Raw genomic sequence first — 23,717 nt, 5'->3', positions numbered from 1 at the left:
CATGCTCCACGAACACGCGAGCGCCCCTCGTTCGCGCGGCGGCGGGCGTCGTCTTCGGGCACGCCGTCGCAATCCGCATGCGCTTACCGGATGACGTCGCGCTCCGCGGCTTCCTCGTCCGGTTCGCGCGAGGCGAGCGACGGCCGCTGCTGACCGGTCCCGACGACCGCCCGCCCATACTGATCCTCGAACCGCACGATATCGTCCTCGCCGAGATAATTGCCCGATTGCACCTCGATGATTTCGAGCGGAATCCGGCCGGGATTCTCGAGCCGATGCACTTCGCCGACGGCGATGTACGTCGATTCGTTCTCGCACAGCAGGTACGTCTCGGCGCCGCGCGTCACCTTCGCGGTGCCGCGCACGACGATCCAGTGCTCGGCGCGGTGGTAGTGCATCTGCAGCGACAGCCGCTTGCCGGGTTCGACGACGATCCGCTTCACCTGGAAGCGCTCACCGAGATCGATCGAATCGTAATGGCCCCACGGCCGCTGCACCTTGCGGTGCTCGCTCGCCTGCGGGCGCCGGTCGGTCTTCAGGCGCGCGACGATGTTCTTCACGCGCTGCACGTCGTGCTTGTTCGCGACCAGCACCGCATCGGCCGTCTCGATCACGACGACATCCTTCATCCCGACGCACGCGACGAGACGCCCTTCCGAACGCACGAGGCTGTCCTGCGTATCCTCGAAGACGATCGGGCCGCGCGCGACGTTGCCGTGATCGTCCTTCGGCATGATTTCCCAGATCGCGTCCCACGTGCCGACGTCCGACCAGCCGGCCGAGAGCGGCACCACGATGCCTTCGATGCCGAGTTCGCCGTGTTCCGCGAGGCGCTCCATCACTGCATAGTCGATCGAATCCGACGGACATGCGTCGAAGGCCGCCGCATCGATCCGGAAGAACGGATCGTCGGCGACGCCCGCGCGCCACGCGCTGTCGCAGGCGGCGTGAATGTCCGGCGCGAGCGCGCCGATCGCCTTTAGCCAGACCGATGCGCGCGTGACGAAGATCCCGCTGTTCCACCAGTAATCGCCCGATTGCAGGTAGCGTTCGGCGAGCGTCGCATCGGGCTTTTCGACGAAACGCCCGATCGCGTAGCCGCCCTGGCTGCCGTGGCGGCCCGAGCGCGGCTCGCCGACCTGGATGTAGCCGTAGCCCGTTTCCGCGCGGCGCGGCAGCACGCCGAGCGTGACGATCGCGCCTTCCTGCGCATACCGCGCCGCGCGCGCGATCGCGTCCTGGAACGCGCCGACATCGACGATCACATGGTCGGCCGGCATCACGGCGAGCACGGGATCGTCCGCGAGCGCGCTCGCGTCGAGCGCGGCGAGCGTCAGCGCGGGCGCGGTGTTGCGCGCGGCGGGCTCCAGCAGGATGCGGGCGGGCGCCGAGCGGCCGTGTACCTGCTCGGCGCTCATGAAGCGATGCTGTTCGCCGCATACGAGCAGCAGCGTGTCGCCAAGCGACGCGTTCGCGATGCCGTTCAGGCGGCGCGCCGTCGCCGAGAGCGGCGATTCGTTCGAGACCAGCTCGATCAGTTGCTTCGGATACTGCTCGCGCGACAACGGCCACAGCCGCGTGCCGGAACCGCCGGCGAGAATCACCGGCAGGATGCTCGGCAGGTCGGGCTCCGGAACCGGATGAAGAGTGCGGGTCATCGGTTTGCTCCGGTATCGGCGGGTAGCCGGGTGCGGGCACGGCCATCCGCGCGCGCGTCATCGTTGCGCGAGACCGAAACGGCTCGCGACAACAGGTGGCGCAACGCGCCGGCCGCGCGGTCGGCCGAGCGGACGAGGCCGACGAACGGCGCGCCTTGTTCGAGATACGGGCCGTAGGCCTTGCGGAATCCGAACCGTTTGTAGAACGCCTGGCGCGGCGCGGGAACGTGCGTGCGCACCGCGGTGTCCGGCCATGCGGCCTGCGCGGCGGTCAGTGCGCGTTCGATCAAGCGTTCCAGCGTGTCGTCGTCGCGGCAGCTTTCGCTCGTCAGCACCTTGTCGATCACGACGTCCGGATCGATGTCGTCGCCGGGCAGGATGCGCGCGTAGGCCGCGACTTCCATGGTGTCGCCGTGGCGCACGCTCGCATAGACGTGCAGCGCGCCCGCGTCCTTGCCGTCGATGTCGAGATGCGTGTGCGCGTCCTCGACCACCAGCACGGCGTTGCGCGCGCGCAGGATCGCGTAGAGATCGACGGCGCTCAGATGTTCGAATTCACAACAATGCCATTCCATGATGCTGTCCTCGCGTGATGCCTTCGGCACGCCGCGCCGCACGGACGCGGTCGTTCCGTGCGGCGCGGCGATCTTCATCATCCGGATGCGCGCGCCGGCGGTCTGTTCGAAAGCGTACTCACGCTCCGGATTCGCGCGCCCGGCGCGGGATGCGAGACGGTCTACGTGACGCGCGAGTGTCGGAATGTGCGATAGCACACACCGTCGGGGCCGGTGCCTTTTCATAATTGATTCATCGTGGCGGCCTGCAATGAAGCGGGGCAGACCGACATCGCATGCGAACGGGGCGCGGGACCGAACATTGCGGTCGTTCGCCGCGGGCCGGGCACGCTGGGCAGCGCGGGGAACAGGGTCGCCGTCGATTGCTCGGCGTGGGTCGGTTCATGCAATCCTGTCGCGTTTCGTCGGAATCGTGCGCGCCTGCGCGGTACGGGTTGTCGGGGGCAAGGAGGGCCGGCATGCTGCATCGCACGACGTAGGTGCCGGCGCCGGCCGTCACGTCTGGCGGCGGGAAATCGCCGAAAAGAGCCGGGCGGCGAGACGTCGGTGATTACGACGTGTAACGGCCGGACGGCCCGGGCGGCGTCACAATGCGGTGCCGCCGCCGGGTGGCGCGGGCGATTATGCGGCCCGGCGAGCACGGTGCCTCGCATTTTGGGAGATTTCGGCGGGAATCGCTGGTAATCGGCCGTATCAATCTTGCGGAAAAGTAGTATTTGCCACTGATTGACGGGAATGGTCGTAGATAATCAAATCTCAGTGGTCAAAAGCGTGCAGCGCGAGCTGACGGGCAGCGTAACCGACTGATTCAGGTTTATCTTTTGGTAACAAGGTCATCGCGAAACGGGGTGTAAATTCAGGTGCGGATGAAATGGGGCGTCAATCCGGGCGCGGTTGGGCGGCCCTCCGGTTCGGCATCGGGCGCGACTGTCGTGTACGACGCGACGCACATGCGAACGGAATTTCCGTTGGCCGACGTGCCCCGCCCGACGGCGGGTCGCTTCAAAGCCGGAATGTGGCGGCTCCCGCAGCCGCGCATTCCGTTCGAGTTCGATGACAACGAGGCCGGATGACAGCCGGCTCGATCTCCGGGGGTTCTCGCCGTGTGCAGTTTCGATCTTCGCCAAAGCTGCGGAAACGCAGCGCGGAAAGGCGGCCATGCGCCGCCGGCCGCCGCGCACGCGAACGGTTCGCGGAGTGCAGAAAGTGATGGTTCGTTATGAATATGCCAATAACGCGCGATAAGAGCGCCGGCGTGGGGAGCGGTAACGGGCAGCGTCCGCTGATTTACTGGACGCAGTCGCCGTCCGTCATGCTGCGAAAGGAGTTGTCGCGCCGCGACTGGAAAGTGTCGGTGGTCGCGCATGCGAGCGAGCTGCGCGACACGTCGGGCGAAATTACCTGCGGCATTCTCGATTTGAGCGGCGGCCACGCCGATGCGATCGGCAGCATCGCGTCGACCTGTGCGTCGATGCGCGACGTCGTCTGGGTGGCGCTCGTGGATGCCGGCCAAACCGCGTCGCCGAACGTGCGGGCGCTGTTGCGCGACTACTGCTTCGACTACGTGACGTTGCCGGCGTCGCACCAGCGGATCGCCGATACGGTCGGCCATGCATACGGCATGGAATGCCTGTTCGCGCGCGATCGCGAACAGCTCGAATCGGATGAAAAGGGCATCGTCGGCACCTGCAGCGCGATGCTGCGGCTGTTCGATACGGTGCGGCGTTTCGCGCGCACCGACGCACCGGTATTCGTGTTCGGCGAAACGGGAACCGGCAAGGAACTCACGGCCGTCGCGATCCATCGTCATTCGGAGCGGCGCAACGGCCCGTTCGTCGCGGTCAACTGCGGCGCGATTCCGCCGCATCTGCTGCAATCGGAGCTGTTCGGCTACGAGCGCGGCGCGTTTACCGGCGCGAACGCGCGCAAGATCGGCTACGTCGAAGCCGCGAACGGCGGCACGCTGCTGCTCGACGAAATCGGCGACCTGCCGCACGAAAGCCAGGCGAGCCTGCTGCGGTTTCTGCAGGAGCGTGCAATTCACCGTCTCGGCGGCAGCGACCCGGTGCCGGTCGACGTCCGGATCGTATCGGCGACGCACGTCGATCTGCGCGAGGCAATGGAAGAAGGGCGTTTTCGCGCCGACCTGTTCCACCGGCTGTGCGTGATGCGTATCGACCAGCCGCCGCTGCGCGCGCGCGGCAAGGACATCGAACTGCTCGCGCACCACATGCTCGAACGCTTTCGCGGCGACGCGCGCCATCGCGTGCGCGGGTTCTCGACCGATGCGATCACGGCGCTCTACAAGCACGACTGGCCGGGCAATGTGCGCGAGCTGATCAACCGCGTGCGCCGTGCGGTCGTGATGACGGAAGGGCGCCTGATCACCGCGCAGGATCTCGAACTCGAATACTGTCTCGATGCGGCGTCGCCGTCGGTGGCCGACATCCGCAAGTCGATCGAGCGCGAGGCGATCGAAACCGCGCTGCTGCGCACGCGCGGGCGCGTCGCCGCGTCCGCGCGCGAACTCGGCGTATCGCGCGCGACACTGTATCGCTGGATGGAAGCGTACGGTATCGAGCGGCCGCGCGGGACCGGCTCGTCCGACTGATACGCGGCAGCATGACGCTCGCGGCGGCTGCCGCGAGCGCTCGCGTCACCCGGCCTGCGTGGCTCGCACCGCGCGCGCGGCGTTCACGGCGCGGATATCCACCACAGGCGGCGCGTGGTCGCCAGCCGCCGCCGGCTTCCCGTCGATTTGCAACGGAATGAGCGCGATGCGCGCCGGCGTGCCGGGCGCGAGATGGAACCAGTCGTCGCTCGGCATGAAACCCGGCGCGTCGATCTGCACATGGCGTGCGACGTGGCGCGTGTCGATGTCGACGTGCCACATGCCGCCGGTGCGCGATACGCACGCCTCGATCCCGGGTTCGCGGCGCGCCAGCACGGCCGGATGCGTGCGGGACGGGAAATGGAACGCCTGCGACAGCAGCGTGCCGTCGTCGGCGCGCAGTGTCGCGACGACCGTATCGTGTTCGCACGGGCCGAAACGGTATGCGTAGGTCCAGTCGAAGAAGCGGCCGAGCAGCTCGGCCGAGCCGAGCCGCACCGTATCGTGCGCGGCGATCCGCACCGGGCAGCCGGCCCGCGCGACCGGCGTGCGGCCGTCGCGCAGCGCGACCAGCTCGATCGCCGCCGACAGCGGCGCCGGGCGCTCGTTGATCACGTGCACGTCGAGCCCGTTCAGCCCTTCGTCGACGAGCAGCACCTGGATCGGCTGCAGCACCTGGCGCAGCGCATACCATGCCGATTTCGGGCGGTGCGCGGCGTCGATCACACCCCATCCGGCGCCCGGCATCACGTCCTGGAACTGCCACACGAGTGCGCCGGCGCAACGCGAGCCGGCGCGTCGCCATTCTGAAAACGTCTCGCGCATCGCGTCCGCGATCGCCGCGCGCGACAGCTCGACATAGCGTGCCGGATCCTCGCGCCGCAGCCGGTCGGGCGCGACGTCGTACAGCGTCTGCAGATAGTGGTCGCGGATATCGTCGAAATCCCACGACGTGCCGGGGTCGCGTGGCACGGCCGCCTTCCAGCGCGGCTCGTGCACGCCGGGCCAGCCGAGTTCGGCGAGCGTCGCGTCGCACGGCACGTTCGCGAACGCGAGGCATTCGCTCGCGAAGCGCACGTCCGCGCGGCGCGCATCGTCGAGCGGGCGCAGGTACGCACCGACGCCGTAGTAGTGCGACACGCGTTCGCGCGGCGTGAACGGCAGGACGCCGCCGTCGGGCGAATCGGGCACGTACGGAACATCGGGGCGGCGCGCGGCCGCGTGGCCGGCCAGCCGGTCGGCCGTCAGCTCGAGGAAGCGCTGCTTCGGCCCGAGTCCCGACATCGCGGCCTGCTGCGCGATCTCGCTGCCGCCGCACAGCACCGCGAGCGACGGCGACGCGCCGCGACGCGAGAGGAACTGGTTCGCTTCGCGATCGACGTTGGCCGCGAACGCGGGATCGTCGAGCGCGTAGTCGAAGTTCGCGAAACCGAAGTCCTGCCAGACCAGCAGGCCGAGCCGGTCGCACCACGCGTGGAACGCGTCGGCCTCGTAGGTCATCGTGCCGCCGACGCGGATCATGTTGAAGCCGGCGTCGCGCGCGAGCCCGAGCAGGCGGCCGTAGGTCGCGTCGTCCGCGTGCAGCGCGAGCGGCGCGGCGCTGCTCCAGCATGCGCCGCGCGCGAACACCGGCACGCCGTTGATGCGCAGGCCGAATCCCTTGCCGTCGGCGCCGCTATCGACGTCGATCGTGCGGAAACCCGTCGTGCCGAGCGGCCGGCGCGCATCGCCGATATGCAGCGCGATCTCGTAGAGCGCCGGATCGCCGTGCGTATGGGGCCACCAGCGGCGCACGTTCGGTATCGCGACGCTCGTGCACAGCCGCTCGGCGCCGGCACGTTCGAGCGTCGCGTGATGTTCGCCGCACGACAGCCGCGCCGCGAACGCGTCGGGCAGCGGCGCGGCGAACGTCAGTTCCGCATCGAGCCAGCCCGTGTCGCCTTCGACGCGTGCCAGCAGGTTGCAATTGGTCAGAACGGGTCCGTCGGCCGGATCGAGCACGTCGACGGGCCGCCACGGGCCGGTGGGCACATAGGGCGGAAACCAGCCGGGCATGTGCCCGAACAGCGACGTGCGGATCGTGCGCAGCCCCGCGGGCTCGGCGAGCCGCGTGCGCCAGCGCGCACGGCGCGGTGCGCGCGCGTCGCGCAGGTGCGGTGCGAGCGCGCGGAAGCAGACGGTCAGCCGATGCGTGCCGTCGAGCGACACGGGCACGTCGTGCGCGACGAACATGCTGTCCGAGCGGTGGATCGGCGTGTCGTCGAGCCAGGCCTGCGCGAGCGTCGCGAGGCCGTGAAAGCGCAGGATGCGCGGCCCGCGCCCGCGCAGCTCCAGGCGGTACCAGTGGTCGCGCTCGTCGAGCGACGCGGCTTCGTCGAGCCGGCCGGCCAGCGCGAGCGCTTGCGCGACCGTGCCGGGCACCGGCGCCGCGATCCAGCCGGCGTGGTCGGCCGGGAGCTCGCGCGGTTCCCGCACGGCGCCCGCGGCCGTCGCCAGCATCGACCACGCGGGCAGGGTGCGCGCGCGCGTCACCGCATGACCGACACGGGCGCCGTGTCGCCGCGCACGGGCGTCACGTGCCGCAACGGCGCGGCGATCTGCCGCGCGCACGCGACGACGTCGGCATACGCAGCCTGGATCGCCTCGAGCGTCGAATCGCCGCGTTCTTCCTTGCCGCGAGCGCACGCGCGCGCGAGCCGGAATTCCAGCACCATCGCTTCGGACGCGATGCGATCGCACGCGGCGCGGATCTCGGCGAACGGCCCGATGCAGCCGCTCGCTTGCAGCCAGCGCGCATAGTGGCCGAACAGTTCGAAATTCGCGCCGAGCTGCCGCACCGAATTGAACGAGTACGCATGGAAGCGCTCGAGCGGCGCTGCCGCGAGGAGGTGCGCGTCGGTCTGCAACTGCCGGCGGAATGCCGCGATCGGATCGACGACCGGCAGACGCCGCAGGTGGCGTTGCAGCGCGGCTAGCGAGGCCTCGCAGAGCGCGCGCTCGTCGAGCGGTGCGAAGCGTCGCTTCGCGCATTCGACGTACGGCGGCAGCGTCATCGGCGAACTGCTGCCGACGAGCCCGTTGTAGTCGAAATCCTCGGCGACGTAATAGCCGCTGTTGTGGAAATAGCCGATCTGGTGCTTCGCGCGGTCGATCGCGTCGATGCCGATCGTCGTTTTCGTGTGCTGCGTGCGGTAGCTGCTGCCGCGCGTGTCGGGCAGGAACCACGCGTCGACCTCGACGATCATCAGGTGGCCGCGCGCGACCTGCGTCTCGATGTGCTGGTCGAGCGGCTCGTAGATCGAATGTTCCTGCACGACGATCCCGTAAAGCCGCTCCAGCTCGTCGTGCGGAAACTTGAAGAACGTGAACTGGTCGCCCTCGAAATCGAGCGCGATCGTAAACGGCAGCGCCGCGTACGGATTGAGGCCCCACCACCGGAGCACCTCGAGCCACATGTCGACATAGCAGTTGGTCTGCTTCCAGACCATCTCCTGGCTATGCAGCGGATGCGGCCGGTAGTGACGCGCGCGGTGGCGAACGCTCTCGAACGATGCGTCTTCGCCGTCGCGGGAAACGAATCTCATCGCGTGCCCCACAGTACGTCGCGGACTGCTTGCGGCCACGCGTCGAGGTCGAAGCCGTGGTGGCGGAACAGCGCGAGCGTGAGCCGCTCGAGGCCGAAGCCGACGCAGCCCGTGTGCGCGACGTCGCCCGTCGCGGTGCGGATGTCCCACAGCAGCCCGAAATGGTCCATGTGGTAGTTGAAGCTCAGGCACGCGGTCTGGCGGTCGTCGTGCTCGATCGGAATCAGCAGCTCGAACTTCAGGTTCTGTTCGCGCTGGCTGTTCGCGACGATCTTGCCGCCGCGCCCGAAGAACGGGTCGTTCGCGAGATCGATCGCATTCGGCAGGCCCAGTGCCTCGATCATCCGCGTGCCGCGCTCGATCCACGTCTCGCGGAACGAGACGATCTGCTCGGGCGTGCCGATCCGCACGTACTCGCGCATCCGGAACAGCTGCATGCGGGTCGGGTCGAGCGACGGTTCGTGACGGAAGCAGTACGAGAACACGTCGACGATGCGGCCGTCCGCGGGCAGCGCACCCGCGCGCGCGACGACGGGATACACGGGGTAGCATGCGGCCGGCGTCATCACGACGTAGGTCGGCTTCTGGCTTTCAGTCCAGTCGTCGCCGCGATCGAGGCATTGCAGCACGCGCTGGTGCTGGCGTTCGTCGCCGCAGAACGCGTGCACGCTGCCCGCCAGTTGCGGGAAGCTCTTCATGTATTCGCTGCGTTCGAACTCGGTGCGGCTCATCGCCGGCGGGAAGCGCAGTACTTCGGCCTGCTGGTCGGCGCCGATACGCGTGACGAACGCATCGAGCGCTTCGACCACGCGCTCGAAGCGCTCGCTGCGGCCGAACAGGCCCTGGATGCCGGTCGAAACCAGCAGGCCCGCGTCGATCAGCGCGTCGCGCAGCGGATTGACGCCCGCACGGTCGAGCGGTGCGTCGGCGGGAACGGAGGCGGAGGAGGGCACGGCGAGGCGATCGTTCACGTATGTTTCTCCAGCGTCGCGGGACGCAGCGCGAGCAACAGGCTCGCAGTGTTGGCGGCAATGCGGTCGTTGCTGATCATCAGCGGCGCCGCGTGAAGGTCGCGGATGTGGCGGCCGATGCTGAACGGCGTGCCTTGCTTGTAGCCGGCCATTCCGCAGATCATCATCGCCTGGTGCGCGACTTCGAGCGCGGTCGCCGACACGTACGTCTTCAGCGTATTGATCTCGGCGGCCCAGGCCATGCCGGCCGACCACGAGCGGGCCGACGCGTTCGCGTGGAGGCGCAGCACGTTGTCGACGCGGGCCTGCATCGCCTGCATCAATGCCAGCGATTCGGCGATGCGCCGCGCGGCGGGCGACGGTGCGCCGTCGGTCTGGCGCGCCTGCGCGCGGAAGAACTGGTGCGCGCGGTGGAATGCATCGCCGGCCACGCCGATCCATACCGCGGCCCACAGGATGTGCGAGACCGGCACCATCGTTTCCTCGGCGATCTTCGCGAACGGCACCGGCAGGCACTGCACGGCGGCGCCTTGCGCGTCGAGCACGAAGCCGTTGCTGCACGTGCCGCGCATGCCGAGCGTGTCCCATTCGCCGCGGCGCGTGAGCGTATAGCCGTCGCGCAGCAACGTGACGAGCACCTGCTCGGAAGCGGGCGCATCCGCGTCGCGCCGCGCGGTGGCGAGAATGCCGTCGGCGTAGTCGCCGTACGAGATCGTCGGCGCCGATTTGCGCAGCCGGAACCCGCCGCCGTCGATTTCGAGCGCGCACTGGCTCGTGCGCAGGTTGCCGCCGACGCCGTCTTCCGACGTGGCCGACGCGAGCAGCCACTGGTGGCGCACGAGCTGCTGCAGGAACAGCTTGTGCCAGCCCTGGTCGGCGGCGTGGTCGACGATGCAGGCGACCTGGATCTGGTGCATCGCGAACACCATCGCCGACGATGCACAGGCCTGGCCGAGGATCGAGCACGCCGACGCAATGTCTTCCAGCGACGCACCGGCGCCGCCGAGATGGGTCGGCACCATGGCACCGAGCAGGCGGCGCGCGCGCATCGCCTCGATCGCCTCGACGGGGCAGCGTGCGTCGCGATCGACCGCGTCGGCATGCTGGGCGGCGATCTGCGCGACGGCATGCGCGGCCTCGTCGAGGCGATGCGAATCGCCGTCGGACGCGAGTTCGGGAAGCAGCGCGCTCATGCGGAGTGCTCGGTGCGTTGCAGCGTGGCGATCGTGTCCGCGAGTGCGTCGATGCTGCGGAACAGGTTGCGGTTCAGCATCTCGTCGGGAATCTCGATGTTGAACTGCTTCTCGATCGCGAGCATCAGCTGGATCGTATCGAGCGAGGAGAGCCCCGCTTCATAGAGGTCATCCCCGTCGCCGATCGAATCGATCGCGGCTTCGAGATGGGCGACGTGCTTCAGGATGGTTCTGATTTCGTTTTTCACGTGCTGCTCCGGCGTGCGTGGTGTCGTCCGCTCGGGCAGACGCGCGCGATGCGCTGACATCCCCCCGGCAGTCCGGCATCAGTAGACCATCGGCAGACACGGCGTTCTGTTCGCCACCCTACAAACGGCTGACCTCGAACGCGGGCGACGCCGCGGCGCCGTCCCGGTCCGGTGCGCCGATCACGCCCGCGACGCGGCCGGCACGCCCGAGTCGGCCGACAGGATGCGCTTCATCTCGTCGCGCACGATCGCGCGGCAGCCGCACGACATCTTTTCGAGGCCGTCGAGGTCCGCGAGCTCGATCGAGCTGCGGTATTGCCGAATCAGGCCGAGCTTCTGGATTTCGCCGGCAGCGTCCGTCACCGTTTCGCGCCGTACGCCGAGCATTTGCGCGAGCATGCTGTGCGTCACCTGGATCTCGATGCTGCGCGTGCGATCGAATGCGAGCAGGAACCATCTGCACAACTGATGTTTGAGCACGTGATGACGGCTGCAGAACGTGATCTGCGATACCTGCGCCATCAGCAGCCGCACGCAGACGAACACGAGATGGCGGATCACCGGCGACGCATCGAACGCGGCGGCGAAGACGCGCCGATCGAGCCGGTAGGCGAAGCCGTCCCGGCACGCGAGCGCACGGCAGGGCATCCGGCCGCTGCCGCCGATCACGTCGTCGCAGACCACGCTTTCGCTGCCGATCTCCGCGACTTCCAGCGTCATGCCGCCGGACGACACGTACTGCAGCGAAATCGCGGTCGTGACCGGCAGGTAGACCGCGGCGAGCATTTCGCCGGGTTCGCACAGCACTTGCCCGGATTTCAGATGGACGAGTTGCAGGTGGGGCGTCAGCGTGGCGAGTTCGTCGCGGTCGATGGCCGCGAGAAACCGGTTGGCGTCGAGGCTATGGGAAAGCTCGATCATGCCGTTCGCGTGCGCGACGGCGTCGGCGGCCTGGTGAGTCACGGCGCATCCTCGCAAGTTGGCGGTCGCGCGTCGTTTCGGCGAACCCCGCAACGGGATTTCGCACGATCGTGCGGACTGTTGTTGATCAAAAAACGGAATGACGATACTCGCGAAAAAGGCTAGCACGCAATTGAATCGGGGCAATTCCACATTTTGCTATTTCACAAAGTTTGACGGTTGCGATTGAGAGCAAACGTTATGCCGATTTAATGATTCGTTTCCCCGGAATTAATCATCCGGAAATGGAATCGTGTGCTTGCTTGTCATTCGATGTCGATAGGGAGTCAATCGAACGACGTTGCGCATCGTACAGCGAAAGCGTTGGAAAAGCATTGAACATTATTTGACAAATAATCGGGGGCAGCTTTATTTTCCATTTGTATCAATGGTTTACGATTGATATGTGCGGTAGCGGACAGAGTCCGAAATCAGTGTGCCGATTCAAATTTGAGACAGTTTGAAGCGAGCGCGCGCGGCGCGATGACGACGGGAAATGCTGCGCTGCACATCACGGAAACAATTGAAAAGCGGCCGTAAGTATTTGAACGATAAGCGTCGTGGCCGCTGCGCGGTCGTCCTGGCCCGATGCGGGGGAATTGATCAGTCGAATGTCCGCTGTGTCCGTCGCGTGGCGGAGTGTCCGGAAATGAGACGTTTTTTTGCTTTTGGGGCCGGTTATTCGGGGGCGCTAAATCGGCCGTGATTCATATATTAAGGACAGGCGGCTATTGGCACGTAAATCGCTTATTCGGGCTGGCGTGTAGAAACGGGACAGTCGACTCAATCGGGCAATGACAAACCGATGATCAGTCGGACTCAGGGTTGTGGGCCGCAACCGCTGTCAATGTCCGGACGCGCATCGCGATAACGAGTTCCGTGCATGCGGCTGCAGGCGGCGCGGACGATAAAAGGGATACAGACATGCTTCATCTTCACTCCAGCTACTCGGCGAACGCCATCCTTGCTGCCCTCCCGGAGGACAGCATCCGAACCATCGCACCGCATCTGGAACTGGTCAGGATCAAGGCCGGGATGCTCGACCGGGTCGGCGAGCCGATGCGTCATCTGCATTTTCCGACGACGGCGATGATGTCGGTCCAGCACCTGATGGAGGATGGCGCGATGGTCGAGGTGGCGGTGGTCGGCCGCGAGGGCGTGGTCGGGCTGGGGACGCTGGTCGGCGGCGTCGCGGCGTCGAGCCGGGTCGAGGTGCGTATCGGCGGGATGGCCTATCGCGTGCCGAGTTGCGTGATGCGCGCCGAGTTCGAGCGGTCGGCGCAGACCTACCGGCTGCTGCTCAACACCTGCCAGGCGACGATGGCGCAGATCTCGCGCAGCGCGCTGTGCAACCGGCATCACTCGGTCAGCGAGCAACTCAGCCGCTGGCTGCTGCTCGCGCACGACCGGATCGACGGCGACGAACTGACGGTCACGCAGCAGACGATTGCGAACATGCTCGGCGTGCGGCGCGAGGGCGTGACGGAAGCGGCCGGGAATCTGCAGGAGGCCGGGCTGATCCGGCAGCGCCGCGGCCGCATCACGGTGCTCGACCGCGACGGCCTAGAACATCACGCGTGCGAATGCTACGACCTGATTCGCGCGGACTATCGCCGGCTGCTCGGCACGCGCGCGAATGCGATGCCGGCGACGATCCGTCCGCGCATGCCGGAGGGGCACCGCGGATTTCCCGCGCATGGTGCGTGACGATGCGGTCGATGTCCGGTGGAACGAATGCGATGCGGCGTGCCGCGATCGCGGCGGCCGACGTCGTGCTCGTGCTGGCGGGCGCGCTCGTCGCGCAGGCGGTGTCGGGTTTCGGCTGGCACGACCTGTCCGACGCGCAGCGCGGTGCGATCGCGCTGCTGTGCGTGCTGATGGCGGCGCTGCTGCCGCGCTACCTGCGCACCGTGCGCGGCGGCGTGGTGGTGCAGGGCGGCGCGCACGTGCTGACGCACACGCTGGTGGCGGTGGTTTGCGCGAGCGTGCTGACGGTGGCCGGCACGATGTGGATCATGAACCGCGGCGGCACGGTCACGACCCGGTGGATCGTGCGCACGGTGCTGGCCGGCGACGCGTCGCTGCTGCTCGGCCGCGCGGCGTTGCTGGCGCTCGCGCTGACGCGCGGCGACCCGCGTGCGCGGCAGCGCCGCGTCGCCGTCGTCGGCGCAACGTCGTACGGGCGCGTGGCGATCGAGCGGATGCAGCTCGCGCCGAACGGCCCGTTCGCGGCCGCGTGCGTATTCGATGACGATGCGGATGCACCGGCCGCCACGGGCGGCATCGGCGGCGTGCCGGTGATCGACGACTGGAACGCATTGCGTGACCTGATTCGCGGTGGCGACATCGACGAGGTCTGGCTCACGCTGCCGATGTCGCACGAGTGGCGGATCCAGCGCATCGTGCGCGAGCTGCGCGACGAGTTCGTCGAGTTGCGGCTGTTGCCCGACGTGCGGCAGATGTCGGTCGTCGAGCGTTCCGCAACCGACGTGCTGGGCATGCCGGCGATCAATCTCGCGACCACGCCTCGCTCCGCGCCTGAGCTGTGGGCCAAGTTCGCGTTCGACCGGCTGTTCGCGTTCGGCGTGCTGATTCCGTTGCTGCCGCTGCTGACGATGCTGGCGATCGCGGTCAAGCTGTCGTCGCCGGGGCCCGTGCTGTTCAGGCAGCGCCGCAAGGGCGTCGACGGCCGCGAGTTCGACATCCTGAAGTTCCGGACCATGCGCGTGCATCGCGTGCAGCCCGGCGTTCTGCAGCAGGCGTCGCGCAACGATGCGCGCATCACGCGCGTCGGCGCGTTCCTGCGCCGCACGTCGCTCGACGAGCTGCCGCAGTTCTTCAACGTGCTGTTCGGGCAGATGTCGGTGGTCGGCCCGCGGCCGCACGCGATCGAACACGACGACCTCTATCGGCAACTGATCGACTGCTACATGTATCGCTACCGCGTGCGGCCCGGCATCACCGGATGGGCCCAGGTGAACGGCTATCGCGGCGAAACGCGCAAGGTCGAGGCGATGGAGGCGCGCGTGAAGTTCGACCTGTTCTACATGCAGAACTGGAGTTTCTGGTTCGACATGAAGATCATCCTGATGACCGTGGTGCGCGGCTTCATCGGGCGCAATGCATTCTGAGGAACACGAACTATTGGACGGTGGCGCGCGAGCGATCGTACCGCCGGCGTAATGCCGGTTCGTGCGCACGTAAACAGCGACGTGCCCTCACGGAAAATTGCTGCGCTGCGATCGTGCCGGCACGCTCGCCGGCACGCGCGGCAGGGCGGGATCGAGCGTCGGTCCCCAGTTTCCGCCCCTGCGCCACTGCATGACCGGCACGCTGATTCCGGTCAACACACGCGTGTTCAATGGGTTTATCCTGCGTCGAAGGTGTCCGGCGTTTTGCGCGTCCGGCCGCCGATCCGGATGCGGCAATGCGGGTCATGCCTGCGTGCCGCGCACCGGTGCGATACCGCGCGCCGCTCTGTTTTCGCGCGGAACCCGGAACAGGAGAGACGGCCATGTCGCTCGACGAACAACAACGGCGGACGCTGAAACAGCGGCTGAACGAGAGCGAGCAGGCGCTGCGTGCGGAGATCCGCACGAGCGAAGACCAGCGCGCGTCGGAATCCTATGCGGACCTGGCGGGCGCGGCGCCGGACGAGGGCGACGAGGCGAACGCCGACCTGTTCGTCGACGTCGATCATGCGTTGATCGGCATGAAGCTGACCGAACTGCGCGCGATCGGCCGCGCCCAGCAGCGGATGCGCGACGGCAGTTACGGCGACTGCATCGACTGTGACGGCTCGGTGGGTTACGAGCGCCTGCTGGCGCGCCCGACCGCCGAACGCTGTACGCATTGCCAGTCGCTTTACGAGCGACGCTACGCGACGACGCCGCGCGCGTCGCTCTGACGTCGCGGCTCCAAACTCGCTGCACGCACGGCGCGGCCGGCGCAGGATGACCAACGGGTGCCCGGCGGCGTCGACATGCGGCGCCGGGCGGGCAGACGCCGTCGCGCGGTGCGCGGCGCCATCCACGTGGAAGGGAGCCACGCCGATCATGCCGATCCACAATGCCGAGTGCGCGGCCGTGTTCGCCGAGATCGCGGACATGCTCGAGATCCAGGGCGCCAACCCGTTTCGCGTGCGTGCGTACCGCAACGCCGCACGGACGATCGCCGATTACGGCCGCGATATCCCGACGATGATCGCGAACGGTGACGATCTCGGGAAGATTCCGTCGATCGGGGCCGATCTTGCGGCGAAGCTGCGCGAGATCGCCGCGACCGGCACCTGCGAACTGCAGCAAACCTTGCGTCATGCGCTGCCGGGTGCGATCGTCGACCTGCTCGAGGTGCCCGGGCTCGGCGCGAAACGGGTGAAGGCGCTGCATGACGCGCTGCACGTCGATTCGCTCGAACAACTGCGCGCCGAAGCGAAGAGCGGGCATGTGCGCGAGCTGCCGGGCTTCGGCGCGAAAACCGAAGCGCATCTGCTCGAAGCGATCGACGATCGCCTGCAGCGCGAGCCGCAACGCTTCCTGCTGCCCGAGGCCGCGCATGCGCTGACGCCGTTGCTCGAACGATTGCGCGCGGTGCCCGGCGTCGGCAAGGCCGTGCCGGCCGGCAGCTTTCGCCGGCGCCGCGAGACGGTCGGCGATCTCGACATCCTCGTCACGGCACGCGACCCGGTCGCGGTGACCGACGCGTTCGTCGGCTACGGCGACGTGGCGCGCGTGCTCGCGCACGGCAAGACCCGGTCGAGCGTGATGCTCGCCAACGGATTGCAGGTCGACCTGCGCGTGGTCGATGCCGATGCGTTCGGGGCGGCGCTCGTCTATTTCACGGGATCGAAGGCGCACAACATCGCGCTGCGCCGGCTCGCCCAGGCCGGCGGCCTGAAGATCAACGAATACGGCGTGTTTCGCGGCGACGAGCGGATCGCCGGCGCGACGGAGGCATCGGTCTACGCGGCCATCGGGCTGCACGAGGTGCCGCCCGAGCTGCGCGAGGATCGCGGCGAGATCGATGCGTCGCGTGCGGGCACGCTGCCGGCGCTGGTCGAGCGCAGGCATCTGCATGGCGACCTGCACGCGCATACCGATGCGTCGGCCGGCCGCGACGGCCTGCGCGCGATGGCCGCCGCCGCGCGGGCGCGCGGGCTCGCCTACCTGGCCGTCACCGACCGCGCTCCGCCGGGCGACGGCGATCGTGGCGGCTTCGACTGGCTCGCACGGCAGATCGACGACATCGATCGCATCAACGCGACGTTCGACGATTTCGTGTTGCTCAAGGGCGTGGAAGCCGGCATTCGCGAGGATGGCAGCCTGGACGTGCCCGACGCGATGCTCGGCCGCCTCGATCTCGTGGTCGGCGCGGTACGCGATGGCTTCGATCTGCCGCGCGGCGCACAGACCGATCGCATGCTGCGCGCGATGGACCATCCGCATTTCACGATTCTCGCGCATCCGACCGGCCGCGTGCTCGGCGAGCGCGACGCCTGCGAACTCGATTTGCCGCGCGTGCTCGCGCACGCCGCCGCGCGCGGCTGTTTCGTCGAACTCGACGCGCAGCCGCGACGCTTCGACCTGCCGGACGTCTGGTGCCGCGAGGCCGCGAAGGCCGGCGTGCCGGTCGCGATCGGCTCGGATGCGTGCAGCGCGGACGAGCTCGATACCCTCGCGTTCGGCGTCGACCAGGCGCGGCGCGGCTGGCTGACGCGGCAGGACGTGCTGAACACGCGCACGCTCGCGCAACTGCGGCCGCTGCTGGCGCGCACGATGGGCGGTGCGGGCGGCGGCGTGAAGCGGAGCCGGTCGAAGGGGACGTGAACGCCATGCGGCCGGCCGCGTGGCGTTCCACTCGAGCAGGCAGGGTCACGCGAGCACGCCCGTGGCCGGGACATAGGGCAGGCCGAGCGACAGCGCGACCGCTTCGTACGTGATATGGCCGTCGCACACGTTCAGGCCCGCGCGCAGATGCGGATCGTCGAGCATCGCCTGTTTCCAGCCCTTGTCGGCGAGCGCGAGCGCATGGCCGAGCGTCGCATTGTTCAGCGCAAACGTGGACGTGCGCGCGACGGCGCCGGGCATGTTCGCGACGCAGTAATGGACCACCCCGTCGACCACGAAGGTCGGCGCCGCGTGCGTGGTCGCGTGCGAGGTCTCGAAGCATCCGCCCTGGTCGATCGCGACGTCGACGACGACCGCTCCCTTGCGCATCGTCGCGATCATCTCGCGCGTGACGAGCCGCGGCGCGGATGCGCCCGGCACGAGGACGGCGCCGATCACGACGTCGGCATCGCGCACGGCTTCGTCGATCGTCTGCGCATTCGAACAGACGGTCGCGATCCGGTTGGCGAACACGAGGTCGAGCTGGCGCAACCGGTTCACGTTGTTGTCGAGCACGGTGACGCGCGCGCCGAGGCCCACCGCCATCTGCAGCGCACCGGTACCCACCACGCCGGCGCCGAGCACGACGACATGCGCGGCCGGCACGCCCGGCACGCCGGCCATCAGCACGCCGCGGCCGCCGCGCGGGCTTTCGAGGTGGGTCGCCGCGACCTGGATCGACATGCGGCCGGCGACTTCGCTCATCGGTGCGAGCAACGGCAGGCCGCCGCCGGGGCCCGTCACGGTTTCGTATGCGATGCAGACCGCGCCGGATTTCACGAGCGCGGCGGCCTGATCGGGATCGGGCGCGAGATGCAGGTACGTGTAGAGGATTTGGCCGCGCCGCAGCATCGCGCATTCGGCCGGCTGCGGCTCCTTGACCTTGATGATCATGTCGGCGCGCGCGAAGATTTCGTCGGCGCCGTCGCTGAGCGACGCGCCCGCGGCCGTGTAGTCGTCGTCGAGCAGGCCGATCGCCGTACCCGCACCGCGCTGCACGAGCACGCGATGGCCGTGCCGCGTGAGTTCGCGCGCGCCGGCCGGCGTGAGGCCGACGCGGTATTCGTGGTTCTTGATCTCTTTCGGCACACCGATCAGCATGAGTCGCCTCCATGGCCTTCGTTATCGTCGTCGTGCGGACAGCCGGCGGCACAGCGGCGTGCCGACCGCAGTACTGGAATAACAGGGTAGTGGTGCACGGAGGGAAGTCAAGCGGCCTGCCCGTGCGTCGACGCACGCGCACTGCAACGCAACACGCGCCGCTACCGGTTGCGACGGGACGTCGCAATGCGCACGTGCGCTGGTTTCGGTATCGTCGTGCGGGTTGCGTTTCGCGCGGATGGACACGCTGTATTGCTCGCCGCTGTGTGCGGCGCTGCCGCTGTCGATCGCGTCGATGCTCTGGCCGTGGTGAGCGGCGTGCGACTCGGTCCGCGCGGGTATCGATCGGCGTCAGGTATCCGGCACCCTCTGTGATCGGGCGGCGGCACCGGAAAGCGACACGCGCCCGCGGCATCCCGATCGTCTGCCCGACCGCCGAGGCTATCCGCGATCTCGCCATCCTTGCACATTCCGGCTTCCGGATTCCCCATTGTTGCTAATTTCGATGCACAGAATTGCATCGAACCCTCTGGTAATGGAACCGGTTCCATATATAATTCGCCGCACTCGTCGCCGGACCCCGAAAGAGGGTCGTGCACGTTGCGCTTGCCGTGGGCAGACGCGACGTCTAAGTTGAACTAGGGTCATGGACGATGACGGGCAGATGCAGGTCGATGCCGGTATTTGTCCGACGATAGGGCCCGCGAAGAGGCCGATCCGCGCAGCGTCGCCGGCAACGGGGCGGCGCGCGGCTGCAATGAGGGCGCCCCCGCGGATCGCGCGGCGCGGCGCCTGCATCGAGGTTGTGCGCAACACACGAAAGAACAGGGCGACCGGCCGCGAGCGGCACGGCTGCCGTGCCGGGCACGCGGCATGCGGAATGCGCGCGTCCGAACCCCGATCCCCAACGATCAACATCCGACCATGTCCACGCCACCTGACAAACCCAATTCGCGTCGCCGTTTCCTGCGCACATCGGTCGCGCTGGTGCCGATCGCGTCGGTCGCCGGCTGCGACCTGCGCTCGTCGTCGACGCCCGCGACGACTGCCGGCAACGCGTCCGCTGCATCGGCCGGCGCCGAGCGCGCGCCCTACAAGCCGACCTTTTTCGATGCGAAGGAATGGGCGTTCGTCCAGGCCGCCGTCGACCGATTGATTCCGGCCGATGCCGAAGGCCCCGGCGCGCTCGAGGCGGGCGTGCCCGAATTCATCGATCGCCAGATGGAGACGCCGTATGCGCACGGCGCGACGTGGTACATGCAGGGGCCGTTCCAGCAGGGCGTGCCCGAGCTCGGCTACCAGTTGAAGCTGGTGCCGCGCGACATCTACCGGCTCGGCATCGCGGCCGTCAACCGCTATTGCGAAAAGGCGCACGGCAAGGCGTTCGCGGAGCTCGACGCGCCGACGCGCGACACGGTGCTCGGCGCGCTGGAGAAGGGCAGCGCGCAGATCGACGACGTGCCGCCCGGCATCTTCCTCGGCCAGTTGCTGCAGAACACGCGCGAAGGGTACTTCTGCGATCCGGTGCATGGCGGCAATCGCGACATGGCCGCGTGGAAGATGATCGGTTTCCCGGGCGCACGCGCGGACTTCATGGATTTCGTCAACCAGAGCGGCAAGCCCTATCCGTACGGCCCCGTCTCGATCAACGGGGAGCGCAGCTGATGGCCGCAGACAAGAAGCCGCATGTGGATGCGGTGATCGTCGGCTTCGGGTGGACCGGCGCGATTCTCGCGAAGGAACTGACCGAAGCGGGTCTGAACGTCGTCGCGCTCGAGCGCGGCGAATATCGCGACACCTATCCGGACGGCGCGTACCCGAACACGATCGACGAGCTGACCTACAACATCCGCAAGAAGCTGTTCCTCGACCTGTCGAAGACGACCGTGTCGATCCGCCACGGCCTGCAGGACACCGCGCTGCCGTACCGGCAGCTCGCCGCGTTCCTGCCGGGCGAGGGCGTCGGCGGCGCGGGGCTGCACTGGTCGGGCGTGCACTTCCGGATCACGCCGGAAGAGCTGCGCCTGCGCAGCCACTATGAAGAGCGCTACGGCAAGAAGTTCATCCCGGAAGGGATGACGATCCAGGATACCGGCGTCACGTACGACGAGCTCGAGCCGCATTTCGATTTCGCCGAGAAGGTGTTCGGCACGTCGGGGCAGGCGTACAAAGTGGGCGGCAAGGTGGTCGGCGACGGCAACGTGTTCGAAGCGAACCGCAGCGACAACTTCCCGCTGCCCGCGCAGCTCAACACGTACTCCGCGCAACGCTTCTTCGATGCCGCGAAGTCGCTCGGCCTGCATCCGTACCGGCTGCCGTCGGCGAACACGTCGGGCCCGTACACGAACCCGTACGGCGTGCAGATGGGCCCGTGCAACTTCTGCGGTTACTGCAGCGGCTACGCGTGCTACATGTATTCGAAGGCGTCGCCGAACCTGAACATCCTGCCGGCGCTGAAGCAGGCGCCGAACTTCGAGCTGCGCTCGAAGTGCCATGTGCTGCGCGTCGACCTCGACGACACGAAGAAGCGCGCGACCGGCGTGACCTACGTCGATCCGGCCGGGCGCGAAGTGCACCAGCCGGCCGATCTCGTGATCGTCGCCGCGTTCCAGTATCACAACGTGCACCTGCTGCTGCTGTCGGGCATCGGCAAGCCGTACGACCCGATCTCGGGCGAAGGCGTGGTCGGCCGCAATTTCGCGTACCAGAACCTGTCGACGATCAAGGCGTTCTTCGACAAGGACACCTACACGAACCCGTTCATCGGCGCGGGCGGCAACGGCGTCGCGGTGGACGACTTCAACGCGGACAACTTCGACCACGGCCCGCTCGGCTTCGTCGGCGGCTCGCCGCTGTGGGTGAACCAGGCCGGCGTGAAGCCGATCAGCGGCATCGCCACGCCGCCCGGCACGCCGCAGTGGGGCTCCGCGTGGAAGAAGGCGGTCAAGGACAACTACGCGCACACGATCTCGATGGATGCGCACGGCACCAACATGTCGTACCGCGACGTGTATCTCGACCTCGATCCGACCTATCGCGATTCGTACGGCCAGCCGCTGTTGCGGATGACGTTCGACTGGAAGGACAACGACATCAGGATGGCGCAGTACGTGACCGGCCAGATGAAGAAGATCGCGGAGGCGATGGGGCCGAAGGCGATCGGCGTGTCGACGCGCGAATTCGGCAAGCACTTCGACTCGCGCCAGTACCAGACGACCCACCTCGTCGGCGGCGCGATCATGGGCACCGACCCGAAGACGAGCGTGCTGAACCGCTATCTGCAGTGCTGGGACGTGCACAACGTGTTCGTGATGGGCGCGTCCGCGCTGCCGCAGGGTATCGGCTACAACCCGACCGGGATCATCGCGGCGCTCGCCTACTGGTCGGCACGCGCGATCCGCGAGCAATACCTGAAAAATCCCGCCCCGCTGGTGACCGTATGAAGAGGACGATGAACCACCATAGCGCCGCGCGCTTCATTTCCCCGCTGCGGCGCGCGCTGGCGATCGGCACGGCATGGGCGGCATTCGGGATGGCGGGCGGCGCCGCGTTCGCGCAGCCGGCATCCGCGCCGGGCGCGGCTTCGGGCGCGGCGGCGCCTGCCGCCCAGTCGGCCGACGCGGCGCTCGTCAAGCGCGGCGAATACCTCGCCCGCGCGGGCGACTGCATTGCCTGCCACACCGCGAGCGGCGGCAAGCCGTTCGCGGGCGGGCTGAAGTTCGACACGCCGATCGGCGGCATCTACTCGACGAACATCACGCCGGACCCGAAGACGGGTATCGGCGGCTGGACGGTCGAGGACTTCACCCGTGCGGTGCGCGAAGGCGTGCGCAAGAATGGCGACACGATGTATCCGGCGATGCCGTTCCCGTCCTATTCGCGGCTGACCGACGACGACATGAAGGCGCTGTACGCGTACTTCATGCACGGCGTCGCGCCGGTCGAGCACGAGAACCGCGCGGTCGACATCGTGTGGCCGCTGTCGATGCGCTGGCCGCTCGGCATCTGGCGCAAGCTGTTCGCGCCGGCGCCGAAGCCGTTCGACGCGGCGTCGTACACCGACCCGGCGGTCGCACGCGGCGCGTATCTGGTGCAGGGGCTCGGCCACTGCGGCGCGTGCCACACGCCGCGCGCGCCGACGATGCAGGAGCGCGGGCTGACCGATGCCGACGGCCTCGACTTCCTGGCCGGCGGCGCCGCGATCGACGGCTGGGTGCCGACGAGCCTGCGCGGCGAGCCGCGCACGGGCCTCGGCACGTGGAGCGAAGCCGAGATCGTGCAGTTCCTGAAGACGGGCCGCACGCTGCGCACGGCCGCGTTCGGCGGGATGACGGACGTGGTCGGCCACAGCATGCAGCACATGACCGACGACGACCTGAACGCGATCGCGCGCTACCTGAAGACGTTGCCGCCGCGTGTGCAGGGCGAGCAGCCGCACGTGTACGACGCGGCGGTCGCGAAGGCGCTGCAGGCCGGTGACGCGAGCAAGCCGGGCGCGGCCGTCTATCGCGACAACTGCATGGCCTGCCACCGCAGCGACGGCCACGGCTACACGCGCGTGTTCCCGGCGCTCGCCGGCAACCCGGTCGTGCAGGGCGACGATCCGACGTCGCTGATCCACGTCGTGCTGGAAGGCAGCGCGCTGCAGGGCACGCGCACCGCGCCGTCGACCTTCACGATGCCGCCGTTCGGCTGGCGCCTGTCGGACCAGGAAGTCGCGGACGTGTCGAACTTCGTGCGCACGAGCTGGGGCAACACGGGTGCGCCGGTGACGGCCGCGCAGGTCGCGAAGGTGCGCAAGAGCGTGCCGTCGACGCGCCCCGAGCCGCCGCCGGGCGCGCGGTTCCCGCAGGCGTCGCGCTGACGGTGAGCGGCGGGGCGCCTGCCCGCCTGCCGCCCGGCCCATGTCGACATGTGGCCGGGCTCGCGAT

General features: G+C 68.1%; 17 protein-coding genes and 1 pseudogene. 9 read left to right on the top strand and 9 right to left on the bottom strand.

All coding sequences use genetic code 11. From position 1 onward, the window contains the following. Positions 1-83 precede the first annotated feature (83 nt). Both HWX62_RS12195 and HWX62_RS12190 read right to left on the bottom strand, forming a co-directional pair. Positions 84-1,658 carry a mannose-1-phosphate guanylyltransferase/mannose-6-phosphate isomerase gene (locus HWX62_RS12195; protein WP_175928328.1) on the bottom strand — a complete coding sequence of 525 codons (1,575 nt, stop codon included), beginning with the start codon at positions 1,656-1,658 and terminating at the stop codon, positions 84-86. Beyond that, a complete protein-coding gene (locus tag HWX62_RS12190; protein WP_244136032.1) occupies positions 1,655-2,314 on the bottom strand; it encodes a drug:proton antiporter in 660 nt (219 codons plus the stop codon). The genes HWX62_RS12195 and HWX62_RS12190 overlap by 4 nt, the downstream gene beginning before the upstream one ends. A gap of 1,138 nt (positions 2,315-3,452) precedes the next feature. On the opposite strand from HWX62_RS12190, the gene HWX62_RS12185 reads away from it, so the two are divergent. Next, on the top strand, positions 3,453-4,844 hold the full coding sequence (locus HWX62_RS12185) for a sigma-54 dependent transcriptional regulator (RefSeq protein WP_175985143.1): 1,392 nt from the start codon (positions 3,453-3,455) through the stop codon (positions 4,842-4,844). Between the two features lie 45 nt (positions 4,845-4,889). Here the strand turns inward: HWX62_RS12185 and HWX62_RS12180 are convergent, their stop codons facing one another. The 6 genes from HWX62_RS12180 to HWX62_RS12155 all read right to left on the bottom strand — a co-directional run bounded on the left by HWX62_RS12180 (position 4,890) and on the right by HWX62_RS12155 (position 11,803). Beyond that, positions 4,890-7,343 (bottom strand): glycoside hydrolase family 2 protein, encoded by a 2,454-nt coding sequence (locus tag HWX62_RS12180; RefSeq protein WP_244136031.1) that lies wholly within the window; start codon positions 7,341-7,343, stop codon positions 4,890-4,892. A gap of 29 nt (positions 7,344-7,372) precedes the next feature. Next, on the bottom strand, positions 7,373-8,428 hold the full coding sequence (locus tag HWX62_RS12175; RefSeq protein WP_175928331.1) for a DUF1839 family protein: 1,056 nt from the start codon (positions 8,426-8,428) through the stop codon (positions 7,373-7,375). Continuing rightward, complete coding sequence (locus tag HWX62_RS12170) at positions 8,425-9,399, bottom strand: amino acid--[acyl-carrier-protein] ligase (RefSeq protein ID WP_175928332.1); 975 nt, start codon at positions 9,397-9,399, stop codon at positions 8,425-8,427. Before HWX62_RS12170 ends, HWX62_RS12175 begins: the two co-directional genes overlap by 4 nt. Beyond that, the gene (locus tag HWX62_RS12165) at positions 9,396-10,592 is read right to left on the bottom strand and encodes an acyl-CoA dehydrogenase family protein (RefSeq protein WP_175928333.1); all 1,197 of its coding nucleotides are present in this window, start codon (positions 10,590-10,592) and stop codon (positions 9,396-9,398) included. Before HWX62_RS12165 ends, HWX62_RS12170 begins: the two co-directional genes overlap by 4 nt. Continuing rightward, a complete protein-coding gene (locus tag HWX62_RS12160) occupies positions 10,589-10,840 on the bottom strand; it encodes an acyl carrier protein (protein ID WP_006490451.1) in 252 nt (83 codons plus the stop codon). The genes HWX62_RS12165 and HWX62_RS12160 overlap by 4 nt, the downstream gene beginning before the upstream one ends. A 180-nt stretch (positions 10,841-11,020) precedes the next feature. Beyond that, positions 11,021-11,803, bottom strand: a complete 783-nt coding sequence (locus HWX62_RS12155; RefSeq protein WP_175928334.1) for a Crp/Fnr family transcriptional regulator — start codon at positions 11,801-11,803, stop codon at positions 11,021-11,023. A 921-nt stretch (positions 11,804-12,724) separates the two neighbouring features. On the opposite strand from HWX62_RS12155, the gene HWX62_RS12150 reads away from it, so the two are divergent. The 4 genes from HWX62_RS12150 to polX all read left to right on the top strand — a co-directional run bounded on the left by HWX62_RS12150 (position 12,725) and on the right by polX (position 17,625). Continuing rightward, positions 12,725-13,507, top strand: coding sequence for a Crp/Fnr family transcriptional regulator (locus HWX62_RS12150; RefSeq protein ID WP_175928335.1), 783 nt, complete (start codon positions 12,725-12,727; stop codon positions 13,505-13,507). A gap of 11 nt (positions 13,508-13,518) precedes the next feature. Next, positions 13,519-14,931 carry an undecaprenyl-phosphate glucose phosphotransferase gene (locus HWX62_RS12145; protein WP_175928336.1) on the top strand — a complete coding sequence of 471 codons (1,413 nt, stop codon included), beginning with the start codon at positions 13,519-13,521 and terminating at the stop codon, positions 14,929-14,931. 383 nt (positions 14,932-15,314) lie between these two features. Continuing rightward, positions 15,315-15,707 carry a TraR/DksA family transcriptional regulator gene (locus tag HWX62_RS12140; protein ID WP_175928337.1) on the top strand — a complete coding sequence of 131 codons (393 nt, stop codon included), beginning with the start codon at positions 15,315-15,317 and terminating at the stop codon, positions 15,705-15,707. 148 nt (positions 15,708-15,855) lie between these two features. After that, positions 15,856-17,625, top strand: coding sequence for a DNA polymerase/3'-5' exonuclease PolX (polX, locus tag HWX62_RS12135; protein ID WP_175928338.1), 1,770 nt, complete (start codon positions 15,856-15,858; stop codon positions 17,623-17,625). Between the two features lie 45 nt (positions 17,626-17,670). Here the strand turns inward: polX and ald are convergent, their stop codons facing one another. Continuing rightward, a complete protein-coding gene (gene ald, locus HWX62_RS12130; protein ID WP_175928339.1) occupies positions 17,671-18,786 on the bottom strand; it encodes an alanine dehydrogenase in 1,116 nt (371 codons plus the stop codon). 220 nt (positions 18,787-19,006) lie between these two features. On the opposite strand from ald, the pseudogene HWX62_RS33070 reads away from it, so the two are divergent. From HWX62_RS33070 to HWX62_RS12115, 4 genes and pseudogenes are all read left to right on the top strand, one after another. After that, a pseudogene (locus tag HWX62_RS33070) lies at positions 19,007-19,099 on the top strand (DUF3995 domain-containing protein); the annotation flags it as partial. Between the two features lie 611 nt (positions 19,100-19,710). After that, positions 19,711-20,451 (top strand): gluconate 2-dehydrogenase subunit 3 family protein, encoded by a 741-nt coding sequence (locus HWX62_RS12125; RefSeq protein WP_175928340.1) that lies wholly within the window; start codon positions 19,711-19,713, stop codon positions 20,449-20,451. Then, entirely contained in the window at positions 20,451-22,229 is a 1,779-nt protein-coding gene (locus tag HWX62_RS12120) for a GMC family oxidoreductase (protein WP_175928341.1), read from the top strand. The genes HWX62_RS12125 and HWX62_RS12120 overlap by 1 nt, the downstream gene beginning before the upstream one ends. After that, positions 22,226-23,650 (top strand): cytochrome c, encoded by a 1,425-nt coding sequence (locus HWX62_RS12115; protein WP_175928342.1) that lies wholly within the window; start codon positions 22,226-22,228, stop codon positions 23,648-23,650. Before HWX62_RS12120 ends, HWX62_RS12115 begins: the two co-directional genes overlap by 4 nt. Positions 23,651-23,717 lie beyond the last annotated feature (67 nt).

Origin of the sequence: Burkholderia sp. BCC0506 (genome assembly GCF_902833145.1) — a bacterium.
Taxonomy (GTDB): domain Bacteria; phylum Pseudomonadota; class Gammaproteobacteria; order Burkholderiales; family Burkholderiaceae; genus Burkholderia.
The sequence above is the reverse complement of the archived record's forward strand: the minus strand, read 5'-3'. Positions and strand labels throughout refer to the sequence as shown.

Bases quoted from the DNA above. Each gene is read 5' to 3' on its own strand.
- HWX62_RS12195 (WP_175928328.1), bottom strand. From the start codon at position 1,658: ATGACCCGCACTCTTCATCCGGTTCCGGAGCCCGACCTGCCGAGCATC.
- HWX62_RS12190 (WP_244136032.1), bottom strand. From the start codon at position 2,314: ATGATGAAGATCGCCGCGCCGCACGGAACGACCGCGTCCGTGCGGCGC.
- HWX62_RS12185 (WP_175985143.1), top strand. From the start codon at position 3,453: ATGAATATGCCAATAACGCGCGATAAGAGCGCCGGCGTGGGGAGCGGT.
- HWX62_RS12180 (WP_244136031.1), bottom strand. From the start codon at position 7,343: ATGCTGGCGACGGCCGCGGGCGCCGTGCGGGAACCGCGCGAGCTCCCG.
- HWX62_RS12175 (WP_175928331.1), bottom strand. From the start codon at position 8,428: ATGAGATTCGTTTCCCGCGACGGCGAAGACGCATCGTTCGAGAGCGTT.
- HWX62_RS12165 (WP_175928333.1), bottom strand. From the start codon at position 10,592: ATGAGCGCGCTGCTTCCCGAACTCGCGTCCGACGGCGATTCGCATCGC.
- HWX62_RS12150 (WP_175928335.1), top strand. From the start codon at position 12,725: ATGCTTCATCTTCACTCCAGCTACTCGGCGAACGCCATCCTTGCTGCC.
- HWX62_RS12145 (WP_175928336.1), top strand. From the start codon at position 13,519: ATGTCCGGTGGAACGAATGCGATGCGGCGTGCCGCGATCGCGGCGGCC.
- HWX62_RS12140 (WP_175928337.1), top strand. From the start codon at position 15,315: ATGTCGCTCGACGAACAACAACGGCGGACGCTGAAACAGCGGCTGAAC.
- polX (WP_175928338.1), top strand. From the start codon at position 15,856: ATGCCGATCCACAATGCCGAGTGCGCGGCCGTGTTCGCCGAGATCGCG.
- ald (WP_175928339.1), bottom strand. From the start codon at position 18,786: ATGCTGATCGGTGTGCCGAAAGAGATCAAGAACCACGAATACCGCGTC.
- HWX62_RS12125 (WP_175928340.1), top strand. From the start codon at position 19,711: ATGTCCACGCCACCTGACAAACCCAATTCGCGTCGCCGTTTCCTGCGC.
- HWX62_RS12120 (WP_175928341.1), top strand. From the start codon at position 20,451: ATGGCCGCAGACAAGAAGCCGCATGTGGATGCGGTGATCGTCGGCTTC.
- HWX62_RS12115 (WP_175928342.1), top strand. From the start codon at position 22,226: ATGAAGAGGACGATGAACCACCATAGCGCCGCGCGCTTCATTTCCCCG.